The 14,377-nt window shown below is 75.0% G+C and carries 12 protein-coding genes and 1 pseudogene; 8 read left to right on the top strand and 5 right to left on the bottom strand.

The genetic code is table 11. The features are described from left to right. Positions 1 to 31: 31 nt before the first annotated feature. Complete coding sequence (locus HDA33_RS10860) at positions 32 to 1,006, bottom strand: acyl-CoA thioesterase (RefSeq protein ID WP_184173195.1); 975 nt, start codon at positions 1,004 to 1,006, stop codon at positions 32 to 34. A 121-nt stretch (positions 1,007 to 1,127) separates the two neighbouring features. On the opposite strand from HDA33_RS10860, the gene HDA33_RS10855 reads away from it, so the two are divergent. The 3 genes from HDA33_RS10855 (at position 1,128) to HDA33_RS10845 (ending at position 6,641) form a co-directional block, all read left to right on the top strand. Next, positions 1,128 to 1,736 (top strand): HEAT repeat domain-containing protein, encoded by a 609-nt coding sequence (locus HDA33_RS10855; RefSeq protein WP_184173193.1) that lies wholly within the window; start codon positions 1,128 to 1,130, stop codon positions 1,734 to 1,736. 10 nt (positions 1,737 to 1,746) lie between these two features. Then, entirely contained in the window at positions 1,747 to 3,066 is a 1,320-nt protein-coding gene (locus tag HDA33_RS10850) for a methyltransferase domain-containing protein (RefSeq protein WP_184173191.1), read from the top strand. A 197-nt stretch (positions 3,067 to 3,263) separates the two neighbouring features. After that, positions 3,264 to 6,641: a beta-phosphoglucomutase family hydrolase gene (locus HDA33_RS10845; protein ID WP_184173189.1), complete on the top strand. Its 3,378-nt coding sequence runs from the start codon at positions 3,264 to 3,266 to the stop codon at positions 6,639 to 6,641. Between the two features lie 156 nt (positions 6,642 to 6,797). Here the strand turns inward: HDA33_RS10845 and HDA33_RS10840 are convergent, their stop codons facing one another. Further along, complete coding sequence (locus tag HDA33_RS10840) at positions 6,798 to 7,010, bottom strand: hypothetical protein (protein ID WP_184173187.1); 213 nt, start codon at positions 7,008 to 7,010, stop codon at positions 6,798 to 6,800. Positions 7,011 to 7,296: 286 nt separating this feature from the next. On the opposite strand from HDA33_RS10840, the pseudogene HDA33_RS13050 reads away from it, so the two are divergent. The 3 genes and pseudogenes from HDA33_RS13050 to HDA33_RS12810 all read left to right on the top strand — a co-directional run. Continuing rightward, a pseudogene (locus HDA33_RS13050) lies at positions 7,297 to 7,584 on the top strand (ATP-binding cassette domain-containing protein); the annotation flags it as partial. 112 nt (positions 7,585 to 7,696) lie between these two features. Beyond that, positions 7,697 to 8,272: a PH domain-containing protein gene (locus HDA33_RS12815; RefSeq protein WP_246417236.1), complete on the top strand. Its 576-nt coding sequence runs from the start codon at positions 7,697 to 7,699 to the stop codon at positions 8,270 to 8,272. After that, entirely contained in the window at positions 8,269 to 9,936 is a 1,668-nt protein-coding gene (locus HDA33_RS12810; protein ID WP_338104365.1) for a PH domain-containing protein, read from the top strand. Before HDA33_RS12815 ends, HDA33_RS12810 begins: the two co-directional genes overlap by 4 nt. 101 nt (positions 9,937 to 10,037) lie before the next feature. Here HDA33_RS12810 and HDA33_RS10830 read toward each other — a convergent pair whose 3' ends face one another. After that, positions 10,038 to 10,247: a hypothetical protein gene (locus tag HDA33_RS10830; RefSeq protein ID WP_246416947.1), complete on the bottom strand. Its 210-nt coding sequence runs from the start codon at positions 10,245 to 10,247 to the stop codon at positions 10,038 to 10,040. A gap of 108 nt (positions 10,248 to 10,355) precedes the next feature. Between HDA33_RS10830 and HDA33_RS10825 the strand changes: the two genes are divergently transcribed. Further along, on the top strand, positions 10,356 to 11,024 hold the full coding sequence (locus tag HDA33_RS10825; protein ID WP_010079935.1) for a response regulator transcription factor: 669 nt from the start codon (positions 10,356 to 10,358) through the stop codon (positions 11,022 to 11,024). A gap of 60 nt (positions 11,025 to 11,084) precedes the next feature. Here HDA33_RS10825 and HDA33_RS10820 read toward each other — a convergent pair whose 3' ends face one another. Further along, positions 11,085 to 11,261 (bottom strand): hypothetical protein, encoded by a 177-nt coding sequence (locus tag HDA33_RS10820; RefSeq protein WP_010079934.1) that lies wholly within the window; start codon positions 11,259 to 11,261, stop codon positions 11,085 to 11,087. A 206-nt stretch (positions 11,262 to 11,467) separates the two neighbouring features. Here HDA33_RS10820 and HDA33_RS10815 point away from each other — a divergent pair, with 206 nt between their 5' ends. Further along, positions 11,468 to 12,661 (top strand): sensor histidine kinase, encoded by a 1,194-nt coding sequence (locus HDA33_RS10815; RefSeq protein WP_184173183.1) that lies wholly within the window; start codon positions 11,468 to 11,470, stop codon positions 12,659 to 12,661. Positions 12,662 to 12,731: 70 nt separating this feature from the next. Here HDA33_RS10815 and HDA33_RS10810 read toward each other — a convergent pair whose 3' ends face one another. Continuing rightward, complete coding sequence (locus HDA33_RS10810) at positions 12,732 to 14,189, bottom strand: L-lactate permease (protein WP_184173181.1); 1,458 nt, start codon at positions 14,187 to 14,189, stop codon at positions 12,732 to 12,734. Positions 14,190 to 14,377 lie beyond the last annotated feature (188 nt).

The following is a 14,377-nucleotide window of genomic DNA, read 5'->3' as shown; positions in this document are numbered from 1 at the left end:
CGGCCCAGTCTACGGAGGGGCCGCCGCGGCGTCAGCGGGACTCGGGCGAGCGCCGCGTCTCGGTCCAGGCGGCGCCCACCTCGGAGCGCAGGCGCACGAGCTGCACGGCCGCCTCCTGGAGGCTGCGGGCGCCCTCACTCTCCGGGACGTACTGCCGCACGGGCTGGGCCTTGTCCTCGGCGGAGACGTCCACCATGACGGCGATCGAGTGCGCCACCAGGCGCGGCTGCACGCCGGTGGGGCGGCCGGCGTAGACGCGCAGCGCCACCTGCATGGAGCGCTCCGTGGTGTTCACCAGGAGGGCGTCCACCCGGACGAGGTCGCCCACGAGGATGTTCCGCACGAACCGCACGCCGCCGCCGAACACGGCCACCACGGACTCGTGCCCGGTCCACCGGGCGGCGCACACGGCGGCCGCCTCGTCCAGCCAGCGCAGGATGGCGCCGGCGTTCATGGTGCCGCCCACCGTGGCCTCGGAGGGCGGGGCCAGGAACGCGAGCGTGCTCATCTCCTCGGGGGCCTGCCCCGGGGACGGGAACGGCAGGCGGGCCATGCCCCGCTCCACGGCGCGGCGGGCCACGGTGGAGCGGCTGGCCTGCTCGTCGCGCTCGATCTGCCCGGGGGTGGAGGGCACCCAGGCCGGCACGGTGACGCGAGCCCCGTCCTCCTCGGCGGAGTAGACCACCAGGGAGGAGGTGGCGACCACGGGGTCGCCGGACTCGTCCTTCACCTCGGGCAGCAGCAGCCGGGTCTGGACGTGCACGTCCGCGCCGTCCGTGTGCACCACGCGCGCTTGGACCACGGCGCGGTGGTCCACCGGCACGGAGTGGCGGAACTGGGTGTGGCCCATGTATCGGGCACGGACGAACGTCCCGGCCCAGCTCGCGGCGACGGCGTAGCCCGCCTTCTCGATCCACGAGATGACGGTGCCGGCGTCCACGAGCCCGCCGGGATGGTCGAAGCTGTCCGCCCGGAATTGGAGGGCGAGGGCTCCGGCGGGGTTCATGCCAGTGAACGTACCACTCGGGGGGCCGCGATGTGCCGTCCATCACGCCCTGTTCACCGCACTTCCGGGAACCTCCCAGGACCGCCGGGCGCCGTGCCGGCGTCCGGGTCAGAATGGACCCATGACCGCCTTCGACCGACTCCCCCTGCCCGCGGAGCCCCAGACCCCGCACGACCGCCTGCGCCGCCGGGTGGCCGCGGCCGTCGCCGAGCGCGGGGAGGCCGCCGTCGCGGGCCTCGCGGTCCGCCTCCTCACCGGGTCCGTCACCCCCGCGGACGTGACCTCGGGCGCGGCCCGCGCCCTCACCGGCGACGACGGCGACCTCACCGCCGGCGCCACCGGCGCCCTGGCGCTGGGCCACGCCTGGCACCGCAGCGCGCTGCCCGCGCTGACCGCGGCCCTGTCCGCCCCGGAGCCGGACGTCCGCTCGGCCGCGCACCTCGTGCTGGCCGCCCGCGCCGGCTCCCTGCACGCCGACGTCGCCGTGGACCGCGCCCTCGTGGACGCCGTGCGCGCCGGCTGCGCGGACCCGGACCCGCAGGTCCGCGCGTCGGCGGCCTCCGCGCTCGGCGCCCTGGCCGGGCCGCAGGACCTCGAGGCCGCGCTGCCCGTGCTCACGGGGATGGTGATGGACGTGGACGCGGACCTGGCCACCGCCGCCGAGCTGGCCCTGGACCACCTGGCCGAGCGCCTCGACCGCCCCGACCTTCGCGTCGGCGCCGAGGGCTGAGGCGCCGCCCGTGCAGTGCCACCACTACGACGCCGGCCGGTGCCGGTCCTGCGCCCTGATGGGGGTGCCCTACGGCGTGCAGCTGACGGACAAGGACGCCGCCGTGCGCGCCCGCCTGGACGCCGCCGTGCCCGCCGAGGCCTGGCTGCCCCCGCAGGCCTCCGCCGAGTCCGGGTTCCGGAACAAGGCCAAGCTCGTGGCCACCGGCACCGCGGCCGCGCCCCGGCTGGGCATCCTCGACCCGGAGCAGCACCCGCGCCACCACGACGGCACCGGCCACGACCTGCGCGACTGCGGCCTCTACGAGGACGGCATGGAGGCCGCCTTCCACGCGATCGCGGAGACGATCACGGCCGCCGGCCTCGAGCCCTACGACGTCGCGGCGCGCACCGGCGAGCTGAAGTCCGTGATCGTCACCCTCTCCCCCGACCGCGAGCTCTTGGTGCGCTTCGTCCTGCGCTCCGCCGCCCGCCTCGACGCGCTGCGCGCCGCCGTCCCCGGCCTGCGGTCCGCGCTGGCCGGGCTGGGCACGCCGGCCGCCGTCGTCACCGCCAACCGGCACCCCGAGCACGTGGCCCTGCCCGAGGGCCCGGACGAGGTGCACCTGGCCGGGGACCCCACCCTGCGCATGGAGCTCAACGGGATCGGCCTGCGACTGCGCCCCCAGGGCTTCTTCCAGACCAACACGGACGTCACGCGGCGGCTCTACGCCACCGCCGCCGCCTGGCTCGCCGAGGCCGCCGCGGCCGACGGCACCCCCGTGCACAGCGCGTGGGACCTCTACTGCGGGGTCGGCGGGTTCGCGTTCCACCTCGCCCGGCCCGTGGCCGAGGGCGGCGCCGGCGTGGCCGAGGTGTGGGGTCTGGAGACGAGCGAGGACGCCGTGGCCGCCGCCCGGGACACCGCCGCGGAGCTGGGCCTGGCCGGGGCCGTCCGCTTCACGGCCGGCGACGCCACCCGGGCGCTGTCGCCCGGGAGACGCGAGCCCTCGGAGGCGCTTTCGTCCGGGAAACGGGAGGCTTCGGATGCGCTGTCGTCCGGGAAACGGGAGGCTTCCGACGCCGGCGCCCACCCCGACGACGACGCCGCGCCCGCCGCCATGCCGGACGCCGTCGTCGTGAACCCGCCGCGGCGCGGGATCGGCCCGGAGCTGGCCGCCCGGCTGCAGGACTCGGGCGTGCCCCACGTCCTCTACTCCAGCTGCAACGCCGCCTCCCTCGCGAAGGACCTCGCCGCGATGCCCGCCTACCGCGCACGCCGGGCGCAGGTGTTCGACATGTTCCCCCAGACCGGCCACGCCGAGACCCTCGTGCTGCTGTCGCGCGCCTGACCCGCCGCTGACCTGGGCGGTCGCGGGAGCCAGGCCGGGGACGCGGCGCCGGGGCCCGCGGACCGTGAGCGGACTCACCGGAATCCGGCGGATCGGGGCGCGCCACGACGGCGGTGCGCCCTCTAGGCTGGTCCGCAGTCCCCGACGAGGGCCGAGTCCCGCCCTCCCACCGACCACGCGCAAAGGCCGTCCGCCCCATGTCCCAGACGCTCACCCCCGCCCCCTCGCAGGACCAGAACGCCCGCCGCCACCGCCTGCGCCGCTACCGCGCGGTGATCTTCGACATGGACGGCGTGGTCACGGACACCGCCGGCGTCCACGCCCAGGCGTGGAAGGAGCTCTTCGACGAGGCCCTGCCCGCCGTGGGCGCGCTGCCCGCCAACGCGGCCGCCGTCGCCGCCGACCCCGAGGCACTGCGCCCCTTCGACGCCGCCGCGGACTACCTGCACCACGTGGACGGGCGCCCCCGCGAGGACGGCGTGCGCACCTTCTTCCACTCCCGCGGCCTGCGCGTGCCCGAGGCCGACTCCCCCGAGGCCGCCACCACCCCGCAGCTCACCGTCCTCGCCCTCGCCGAGCGCAAGCAGGGCTACTTCGAGCAGGTCCTCGCCCGCGACGGCGTCCGCGTGTTCCCCGAGGCCCAGGACCTGCTGGAGAAGCTGCGCGCCAAGGGCGTGCCCGTGGCCCTCGTGACCAGCTCCAAGAACTCCCGCGCCGTGCTCGGCGCCGGCGGCGTGCTGGACTTCTTCCCCGTGATCGTGGACGGCCACACCGCGATCGAGCGCGGCCTGCCCGGCAAGCCCGACCCCGCGATGTTCTGGGAGGCCGCCCGCGAGCTGGGCGTCGACGTCGCCGACGCGATGGTCCTCGAGGACGCCGTCTCCGGCGTCAAGGCCGCCGCCGACGGCCGCTTCGGCCTCGTCATCGGCGTGGACCGCGAGCCCGACCTCGGCAAGGGCCGCCTCAAGGACGCCGGCGCCCACCTCGTGGTCCAGGACTACGGGACCCTCGGCCTCGAGCAGCGCACCACCACCCCGTTCGACCCCGCCTGGGTGCTGCGCTGGGACGAGTTCGACCCGGCCTCCGAGGGCACCCGCGAGGTGCTGTGCACCCTCGCCAACGGCTACTGGGGCACCCGCGGCGCCGTCCCCGGCACCCGCATCTCCGACGTCCACTACCCCGGCACCTACATGGCCGGCGTGTTCAACCGCCTCACCTCCATGGTCCAGGGCCGGGCCGTGGACACCGAGCACATGGTGAACATCCAGGACTGGACCCCGCTCGTGGTCACCCCCCGCGGTGGGCGCCCCCTGCTGCCCGGCGAGGAGACCCTCGTGGACTTCAGCCAGGAGATGGACCTGCGCCGCGGCGTCCTCTCCCGGACCATGGCCTTCGAGGACGAGCAGGGCCGCCGCACCAGCGTGCACACCCGCCAGTTCACCTCCCTGGCCAACCGCCACCTCGCCGCGATCGAGCTGACCGTCGTCGCCGAGAACTGGACCGGCGAGCTCACCGTGCGCTCGACCATCGAGGGCCGCGTGGCCAACCTCAACGTCTCCGACGACCGCACCCTCGCCAACCAGCACCTCGAGCCCTCCCAGGCCCGCGAGATCGACGGCGAGACGGTGCTCCTCGAGACCACCACCAGCCAGTCCCGCATCGACATCGCGGTCGCCACCCGCACCCGCCAGGTGGCCCCCGTCGGCCACCACGAGCCCATCCGCCGCCCCGTGGACGGCTCCGACCTGCGCGTCGGCCAGGACATCCGCCTCCACGTGGAGGAGGGCGTGCCCCTGGTGATCGAGAAGATCGCCGCCGTCACCACCAGCCACGACCACGCCAACGCCTCCGTGTGGGAGGCCGCCGTCAAGGACGTGCAGCGGGCCAACAGCTTCCGCAACCTGCTCACCCTCCACGAGCAGCGCTGGGGCACCAACTGGGACCGCTTCTCGGTGCGCATCGACCTCGCCGAGCCCTACCGGCACCAGCGCCGCTCCACGGCCGCCGCGGAGGGCGCCGAGTACGCGCCGCCCGTCGTCGACGCCGGCCGCTCCGCCTCCGTGGGCTCCGCCGTGCCCATGGGCAAGGACGGCGCCTCCCTGCGGCAGCAGCTCGCCCTGAACCTGCACACCTTCCACGTGCTGCAGACCGCCTACGGGCGCCGCCGCGACCTGGACGCCTCCGTGGGCGCGCGCGGCCTGCACGGCGAGGGCTACCGCGGGCACATCTTCTGGGACGAGATCTACGTCTACCCGATGCTCACCCTGCGCCGCCCCGAGATCACCCGCGGCATCCTGATGTACCGCTACCGCCGCCTCAATGAGGCCCGCGCCAACGCGCAGGCCGAGGGCTGGGCCGGCGCCATGTACCCGTGGCAGTCCGGCGCGGACGGCTCCGAGGAGACCCCCACTGAGCTGTGGAACCCGCGCTCGCGCATGTGGATGCCGGACAACTCCCACAACCAGCGGCACGTCTCCCTGGACATCGCCTACTCGGTGCTGCGCTACATCGAGATCACCAAGGACACGTCCTTCATCTCGGACTACGGCGCCGAGATGCTCGTGGAGGTCTCCCGGTTCTTCATGTCCATGACCCTGCACAACGCCGTCACGGACCGCTACGAGATCCACGGCGTCATGGGCCCGGACGAGTTCCACGACGGCTACCCGGAGACCCCCGGCTCGGGCCTGCGCAACAATGCGTACACCAACGTGCTGACCTCCTGGGTGCTCTCCGAGACCGCCCGGCTGGTGCGCTGGCTGGACACCCTCGACGACGGCCTGCCCGAGATCATGGAGATCACCGAGGAGGAGATCGAGCGCTGGGAGGACGTCAGCGCCCGCCTCACCGTGCCGTTCTTCGAGGACGGCGAGGAGGCCGGCATCCTCGCGCAGTTCGAGGGCTACCAGGACCTCAAGGAGTTCGACTGGGAGGCCTACCGGGCCAAGTACGGCAACATCGGCCGCATGGACCTGATCCTGCAGGCCGAGGGCGACGCCACCAACCGGTACAAGCTCTCCAAGCAGGCGGACACCCTCATGCTCGGCTACCTGTTCTCCGCCGAGGAGCTGGACGGGATCCTGCGCCGCATGGGCTACGAGCTGCCGCAGGAGGCGTTCGAGCGCATGGTGACGTACTACGAGGCCCGCTCCACGCACGGCTCCACGCTCTCCCGCCTGGTGCACGCCTGGGTGGCGGCCCGCACCGATCCGGACCGCTCGTGGGACCTGTTCACGGAGGCGCTCGAGTCGGACCTCTCCGACACCCAGGGCGGCACCACCCGCGAGGGCATCCACCTGGGCCTGATGGCCGGCACCGTGGACACCGTGATCCGCTGCTACGCGGGCCTGGAGACGCGCGAGGACGTGGTGCGCGTGGACCCGCGCATGCCCTCCCAGCTGCCCGGCGCCAGCTTCACCATCCGGTTCCGCCAGCAGCCGGTGCAGATCCACATGCGCCGCTCGGAGGTCACGGTCCGCGCCGGCAGCGGCATGTGGCATGACGTGCCGATGATCATCGCCGGCCAGGAGCACACCCTGTCCCCGGGCGCCGAGATCACGGTCCCGCTGGGCTGAGCCGGGGGGCCTGAGCCGAGGGCCGGTCCCAGCCGGAAACACTTTCGCTCGGGAAATCGTCGCTACCATCCCGAAATCCTGGGATGGTAGCGACGATTTCCCGAGCGAAAGCGCGTCTGGGGGGGGTATGAGCGCGTCTGGGGGGGGGTGGGGCTGTCAGGCGGAGCGCGGGTACAGCAGCATCCGCAGCACCGGGTAGGCCACGACCAGCGCGCCCAGGGTGATGCCCAGGCGGGGCAGGGTGGTCAGCTCGGTGGTCAGCCCGAGCACCACGACGACGGCGGTCGCCAGGGCCAGCAGCAGGAACGTGATCGTCCGCTCGGCGCGGCGCACGGAGCGGGACTCGGTGGAGGCGGCGGGGGTGGTCATGGGGGGCTCCTTCGGGAGTCGGTGGCGACGGGCCGGCGGTCCGTCCTGGTGATGGCTCCATCCTTCCGGCGCCCGCCGCCGCGCTGAAGGGACCTGAGGCGGGATCGGGTGCCCCGTGGGTCGGCTCCTAGGCCCGACTTTCGGATGAGGAGCACTGGCGGGTCCGCCAGGCGGGGAGGCCCGTGCGGTCCGCCCCAGGTCGCACCGAGGTTCCGACCGTCGTCGCCCCCGGAACCATCCTCACGCCCCTGCCCCCGGCCGCCCGGCGGACGGGAGCATCGTCACCATGACCACGCACACCGCCCTCACCCTCCCCTCCCCCGGCCGCACCGAGGCCCCCGCGATCCCCGCGGCTCCCGCGTCCGACGCACCGCCGGCCCCGCCGATGCTCTCGATCCGCCACGTGTCCAAGCACTACGGCGGCGTCCCCGCGGTGCAGGACGTCTCCTTCGACGTCCCCGCCGGCCGCATCACCGGCTTCGTCGGCCCCAACGGCGCGGGCAAGTCCACCGTGCTGCGCATGGCCCTCGGCCTCACCCGCCCGGACGCCGGCGAGGTGACCGTGGACGGCGCGCCTTTCGTCGCACTCCGCGCCCGACTCAGGTCCGTGGTCCCGCCCCCGGCGCTCCGGGAGACTGGACGCGGCGGCGCACACCGCCCGCCACCGATCCCGAGGAAGACCCCGCATGCTCGATCACCCGAACGCCGCCCCGTCGCCCGAGGACGCCCCGGCCGCGTCCGCCCGCCCGGCCGGCGACGCCGGGGTCACCCGGCTGCCCCGGCTCGCGCTGCGCGTGTGGCAGGCGACCACGTGCGCGACGGCCCTGCCGATCGCCGCCGTCCTGGCCGCCGTCGCGCTGTGGTGGGACCACCCGGTGGGCGGCACCGTGCTGTGGATCCTCGTGGCCCTCACGGCGGCGGTCGCCCTCGCCGACCTGGCCGTCGTCAACCGCGTCCGGCACCGCAGCTACAGCTACACGGTGGACGAGGACGAGGTGTACATCGCCAAGGGCGCCCTCGTGCGCCACACGGTGGACGTCGCCGTGCCCCAGGTCCTCAGCGTGCACGTGGTCCGCGGCCCCCTGCAGCGGGCGCTCGGCCTGGCCACGGTGCGCTTCGTGAGCGTGGTGGACGCCGAGTCCCTCGGCCCCGTGGAGCTCGCCGAGGCGCAGCGCGTCAAGGAGGTCGTCCTGCGCGGGCTCGCCGCCCGCCGCCAGGAGTCGGCGACCGCCCTCGTCGCCGCCGGCGAGGTCGCGCCGTGAACGCCGCGCCCCGGACCGGCGAGGCCGCCGTCGCCCACCCCGACGCCTGGCCCGCGCCGGCGTCGTTCTCCGACTCCCCCCGCTACGTGCTCGCCCGCTGGATCACGGACCTGCCGGCCATGGCGATCGGCCTCGTCGGCTCGCTGACGTGGATCGCCCAGTGGCCCGCCCCCTGGGGGCCCCTCGTCCAGGCGCTGATGCTCCTGTGGGTCGCCTCCCTCGTGCTCGGCCCCGTGATCCGCTGGCGCACGGCCCGCTTCCATGTCTCCGCCGACGGCGTCCAGGTGGACAGCGGCCTGCTCTCGCGCCGCTCCGAGTCCCTGCCGTGGGACCTCGTGACGTCGGTGGACCACCGCCAGCCCTGGGCGTTCCAGCTGCTGGGCATCACCGAGGTGACGTGCACCCAGACCGGCGAGGACGGGTCCCGCGTCCGCCTGGACGGCCTGGCCCCCGCCGATCTCGCCGCGTTCCAGCGGCATGCCGACGCCGCCGCGGCGCTCGGCCGGTCCGCGCCGGCCGCGCCCTCGCGCGTCGAGGACGTCGCGGCGTCGCGGGTCGACGACGACGGCGCCCCGGCGGACCGCGCCGGGGCCGACGAGGCCTCCCCCGCAGGCCGGTCCGCGGACGCCCCCGCCGACCGCGCCCCCACGGGCAAGGTCGACGCCCCCAAGCGCCAGGCCGCCGCCGCCCCTGCCTCCGTCGTCCACCGCACCACCCTCGCAGACCTGCTCGTGCTGAGCCTGGTCTACGGCCAGGTGCTGCTGCTGGTGCCGCCGGTGGCGTTCGGCCTCATGGAGCTGACGGACCTGCTCGGCCTCACCGAGCGCCTCGAGTCCCTGCTCTTCTCCGGGCTCGGCTCCTGGCCGACGGCGCTGCTGATCGTGGCCCTGGCCGTCGTCGTCGGGCTCGCCGCCACCGTGGTGAAGTTCCACGGGTTCACGGTGCTCGCGACGCCGGAGGGCCGGCTGCGCATCCGCTACGGGCTGGTCTCCACGCACGAGCGCGTCATCACCCCCGGCTCCGTGCAGGGCGTGGTGTGGCACCGCAACGCGGCCGAGCAGCTGCTGGGCCGGGCCCGGCTGTCCGTGCTCACCCTGGATAGCGCGGCCCAGCTGGGCGGCAACCTCGTGCTGCCCTCGATGCCGGTGGAGCGGGCCCGGGCCATCGTGGCCGAGCACCTGCCCGAGTTCGCCGGCACGGACCGCCGCCTGTCCACCGGCCTGGCGACGCCGGCCGTCAACCTGGTCTCCCTGCTCGCCCTCGCGGCGGCCTTCGCGGGGACCTGGGTGCTCACGGCGCAGACGTGGGGGTGGCCGTGGCCGCTCGCCGCCGGCGCCTGCCTCGCGGCCGCCGCCGTCGTGGCCGGGATCATCGCGGTGGCCACCGCGCACCTCTACGCCGACCCCGCGGCGGGGCTGTTCCTCACCCGCCGGATCACGGTGGGCGAGCGGGTCACGGCCGTCCGGGCCACCCGCCTGCACGGGATCTCGGCGCACCACCTGCACCACGCCCGCACTCCGCGCGGCCGGCGCACCGCGTGGCTGCCCACGGTGTTCTACTTCGCCGGCGCCCCCCGCCGGGCCATGGCGCTCGTCGCCGCGCCGGAGGCCGTGGAGGCGCTCCAGGCGATGGTGCGCCACTCCTCGGTGCCGCTGCGCGCCTGAGCCGTCCCGACACGAGACGTCCGGACACGAGACGAGGGGCTCCGGTCCGTCCCCCCTGGGGGTCGGACCGGAGCCCCTCGCGGCGTGCGGAGGCGGTGCGCTCAGCGGCGGGGCAGCAGCACCTCGAGGCGGAGCCGGTCGGCGTCCGCCCGGACGGCGCACTCGCCGCCGTAGGCGTCCACCCGGGTCCGCAGGGACTCCTCCAGCCCACGCAGGCCGGCCGCGCCGGCACTGCGGGGCCGGGGGCCGGCGTCGGGGGCGCGCCCGGGTCCGTCTCCGGTCCTCCGGGGGTGGTGCTGGGATGGAGTCATCGGACCATCGTGGTCCAGGGGCGCCCGCGGAAGAAGGGCCGTGGGGATGAGCGCGGCTCCGACTTGAGTCGCACGCGGTCCCCGGGGGTGCTCGCCTACGCTGGAGGGATGATCCGAGTGCTCGTGGCAGACGACCAGCAGCTCATGCGCACCGCCCTGGCGCACTTCGTGTCCACGGCGGAGGACCTCGAGGTGGTCGGCACCGCCGCCGACGGCGTCGAGGCCGTCGAGATGGCCAAGGACCTGCGCCCCGACGTGGTGCTGATGGACATGCAGATGCCCCGCATGGACGGGATCGAGGCCACCACGGCCATCATGGCCGAGGCCCCCGAGGTCCGGGTGCTGGCGATCACCACGTTCAGCTCCGAGGCCTACCTGGTGCCCGCCCTGCGCGCCGGGGCCTCGGGCTACCTGGTCAAGGACGCTCCGCCCGAGGAGGTGGTCGAGGCGGTGCGCCAGGTGCACCGCGGCGACGCCGTCTTCTCCCCGCGCGTCGCCCGCGAGCTCATCGAGACGGTCACCCAGCAGAGCGAGCGCCGGGAGTCCGCCGCCGCGCACGCCCTCACCGAGCTCGAGGAGCTCACCCCCCGCGAGCTCGAGGTGGTGACCGAGCTGGCCAAGGGCTCCTCCAACGCGGAGATCGCCCAGGCCCTCTTCCTCGCCGAGGCCACCGTCAAGAGCCACCTCGGCAAGATCATGGACAAGTGGCAGGCCCGGGACCGCGTCCAGGTGCTTATCCGCGCCAGCCGGGCCGGCCTCGTCTCCTTCGACGACTGACGGGCCCGGCGGCCCGCGACGCCGGACGGGCGGACGGAGGAGCGGGGCGGCGCGGCGGGCTCAGCGGCAGCGATTGAGGATCAGGCACCAGATGTTGTCCGCGCCCTCCTGGCCCTTGGCTGACACGGGCGCCGTCACCGGGAACCCCTCGACCGGAGTCGCCTGCGCGGCGGCCGGAGCGGCCCCGGCGGCGGCGAGCGAAGCGGTGAGGGCGAGGGCGGTGACGAGCTTCTTCATGGCGACTCCTGAGGTGCGGGGTCCGAGTCGCCGGGCCTGCTGCTCCGGCGTCTTCCTCGTGACGTGTTCCCTCTTCGTGACGGCTCGGTTCCTGTACATGATCCACAGGTAGAGTCGTCCTCAAGACAAAAGTGGCACCGTCCCGATGGACGGGAGTCGCGGTGCGCCCGCCGGACGTGGCGGGGCGGAGACGGGGGAGGACGGCCATGGCGACGGCGTCGATCGGTCGTCCCGACTCCCCCGTGTGGGGCCCCTTCGGCGCCCGCCGCCTCAGCCTGCGCATCCGGCTGATCGTGTGGATCAGCCTCGCCGTCGTCTTCGGGATCGACGTGGTCCTCGCGTTCTCCGGCACCGGGGTGACCGCCGCCGAGGCACTCCCCCAGCTCGCCGGCGAGTACCTGCTGATCGGGCTGATCGCCCAGCACGCCCCGCTCGGGGTCATCGCCTACGCGATCGCCTTCACCGCCGGGGCGCGGTGGTGGGACTACGAGGCCCTCTCGATCGTGTTCGCCGGGGCCGCGCTCATGCTCGGGCTGAGCGCGCAGCGCGGCCTGCTGCTGCTCGCCGGAGGGCTCTTCGCCGCGTGGTTCGTCACCGCCGGTCCCGTCCTCGGCTCCTTCTCCACGGCCGCGGCGGTCGCGATCGCGGTCTCGGCCGCCCTCGGCGTGGCCGCGGGCCTGGGCCTGCGCTGGCTGGCCGGCCGCTTCGACTCCGCCCTGCGCCTGGCCGAGGAGCGCCAGACCCAGCTCGAGCAGGCCCAGCGCGACGAGCGCCACCGCCTGGCCCTCGAGCTCCACGACGTGGTGGGCCACGGCCTGACCGTGATCGCCCTCCAGGCCGGCATGCTGCCCACCGTGACCTCCCCCGCGCAGCGCACGGAGGTCGAGCAGGCGATCGCCGACACCGCCCGGCAGTCGCTCACGGACCTGCGCACCATGCTCGGCGTGCTGCGCGGCTCCGCGCCGGGCCTGGGCCCCGCGGAGGACGCGGAGCCGCCGCTGCCCGTCCGCGAGCTGGTGGCCGAGTACCGTGACCGGCTCACGGCCGCCGGCTTCGACGTCCACGTCCGCCTCGAGGCCGAGGCCGAGGTGCCCGACTCCCTGCGCCACACGCTGCGGCGCATCGTCCAGGAGGCGAGCACCAACGTCCTGCGCCACGCCGAGCCGGGCGGGCGCGTCGACGTCGAGATCCGCCACGACGGCTGCGAGACCTCCGTCCTCGTGCGCAGCCCGCTGCCGGCGCGACGCCGGCAGGAGCCGGCACCGCACTCCGGGTACGGGCTGGCCGGCATGGACGAGCGCGTGCGCATCCTGGGCGGGCGGATCACCCACGGCCCGGTGGACGGCTTGTGGGTGCTCGACGTGACCCTCCCGTCCCAGGAGCGGGCGGCGCAGGCCTGACCCGCCGCGCCGTCGGTGCTCCCCCGCGGACCGCAGCCCGCCCCGAGACCTGCCACGCCGTCGTCGTCCGTCAGACCCGGGGCAGCACAGCGAGCCCGAGCAGGGACATGAGCGCGATGCCCACCACCATCGCAGGCAGCAGCACCGCGAGCAGCGCGCGGCGGCTCACGGCCCAGCCGGGCATCTCGGGGGTCTGGGCGCCCACCGCCATCGCGTGCGCCACCTGGATGCGGGCCGGCCCGGCGATGATGCCCCAGCCCGCCGCCGCGTTGTGCAGGCCGTTGGTCCACGTGGGCGGCACCCCCAGCGCCGCGCCGGTGTCCATCTGCAGGGGCCCCATGAGCGCCATCGCGCCGGTGTTGGAGGCGGTGACGAACCCGGAGAACGCCCCGATCACGGGGATCGCCGCCAGGTACGCCGGACCCATCCCGCTGAGCGCGCCCGCGAGCGCCTGGGAGACGCCGCCCGCGGAGAGCGTCAGGCCGAACGCCACGTAGAGGGCGTTGGGGATGGCCGTGCCCACCCACAGCCGCGCGGCCTCGCCGGGGACCGTGCGTCGGGCGTGCGGGCCGAATCCCAGCAGCGCCACCCCGGCGCCCACGGCCACGAAGGACCACAGGGCCGGCGTCCCGACGACGGAGAGCACCCCCGTCAGCCCCAGCGCGTCCTCCACGGTGGTGCCGAGCACGGTGCCCGCCATGAGCGTCACGTACGGCACCACGTCCCGGCCCGGTCCGGGGGTCAGCCGGCCGCGGCGGATCACCAGCAGCCAGGCCACGGTGAGCACGAACGTGCCGACGGCGCCCGCCGGCGCGGTGCCCACCGTGAGGTTGGCGCCGAGGATCAGCGCCCACTGGGCCGCCCCGGAGAGCAGGCCCACGGCGAGCCACGGGACGGTGCGCGCCGGCTCGCCGTCCCCGCGCATGCCCTGGGCGCCGCGCAGCAGGAGCACGGTGGCGGCGCCGGCCACGAGGGACGCGGGCAGGTTGAACAGCGCGGCGGTGACGCCGACGGCCTGGAAGTCCAGGTCGTACAGCCGCGCGCCCATGAGGGTGCCCGGCGCCATGGACCCCCACGGGCCGATGGTCAGGGCGAGCACCGCCAGCAGCGCCGAGCGGAACGCCGTGAACCCGAGGCCGAGCAGCAGCGGCACGCCCACGATCAGCGAGACGCCGAACCCCGTGACCGTCTCCAGGAACGGGATGATCCCGTGCACCATCAGCAGGGCCGTGGCGAGGGTGGGGCCGTTGCCGGCGGAGAGCCACAGGGCCAGGCGGGCGTGCGCGCCGGAGTGCTCCATCACGCGGGACAGGGTGATGCCGCCGGCGATGATCGCCAGGATCTCGACGACGGTCGGCACGCCCCGGCCCACCTCGGCGGCCAGCACGCCCGGGTCCACCCCGAACACCGTGGGGGCCAGCGCGGCGGCGAGGACGCCGCCCGCGGCCGGCGCCACCCACGCCGGCAGGCGGGTGAGCAGCAGGGCGAGCGTCAGCAGGATGGGGGTGAGCGCAAGCAGGACCTGCACCGGCACACCCCCTGATCGGACCACGGACGGGACCAAATGTAAGTGTAGGACGCGGGCCGGGGGTCGGGTCTTCCCTCACCCCCATCCCCGCTTTCGCTCGGGAAATCGTCGCTACCGGCCCGATTTCGCCCCGGTGTAGCGACGATTTCCCGAGCGAAAGCACGGGGCGGGTCGTTCTACGCTGGCCC

Origin of the sequence: Micrococcus endophyticus (assembly GCF_014205115.1) — a bacterium.
In the GTDB taxonomy this organism is placed as follows: domain Bacteria; phylum Actinomycetota; class Actinomycetes; order Actinomycetales; family Micrococcaceae; genus Micrococcus; species Micrococcus endophyticus.
Note: the sequence above shows the minus strand (reverse complement) of the source record. Positions and strands in the feature narration are given on the sequence as shown.

Coding starts and splice junctions, on each gene's coding strand:
- HDA33_RS10860 (WP_184173195.1), bottom strand. CDS start 1,006: ATGAACCCCGCCGGAGCCCTCGCCCTCCAATTCCGGGCGGACAGCTTC.
- HDA33_RS10855 (WP_184173193.1), top strand. CDS start 1,128: ATGACCGCCTTCGACCGACTCCCCCTGCCCGCGGAGCCCCAGACCCCG.
- HDA33_RS10845 (WP_184173189.1), top strand. CDS start 3,264: ATGTCCCAGACGCTCACCCCCGCCCCCTCGCAGGACCAGAACGCCCGC.
- HDA33_RS10840 (WP_184173187.1), bottom strand. CDS start 7,010: ATGACCACCCCCGCCGCCTCCACCGAGTCCCGCTCCGTGCGCCGCGCC.
- HDA33_RS12815 (WP_246417236.1), top strand. CDS start 7,697: ATGCTCGATCACCCGAACGCCGCCCCGTCGCCCGAGGACGCCCCGGCC.
- HDA33_RS10830 (WP_246416947.1), bottom strand. CDS start 10,247: ATGACTCCATCCCAGCACCACCCCCGGAGGACCGGAGACGGACCCGGG.
- HDA33_RS10825 (WP_010079935.1), top strand. CDS start 10,356: ATGATCCGAGTGCTCGTGGCAGACGACCAGCAGCTCATGCGCACCGCC.
- HDA33_RS10820 (WP_010079934.1), bottom strand. CDS start 11,261: ATGAAGAAGCTCGTCACCGCCCTCGCCCTCACCGCTTCGCTCGCCGCC.
- HDA33_RS10815 (WP_184173183.1), top strand. CDS start 11,468: ATGGCGACGGCGTCGATCGGTCGTCCCGACTCCCCCGTGTGGGGCCCC.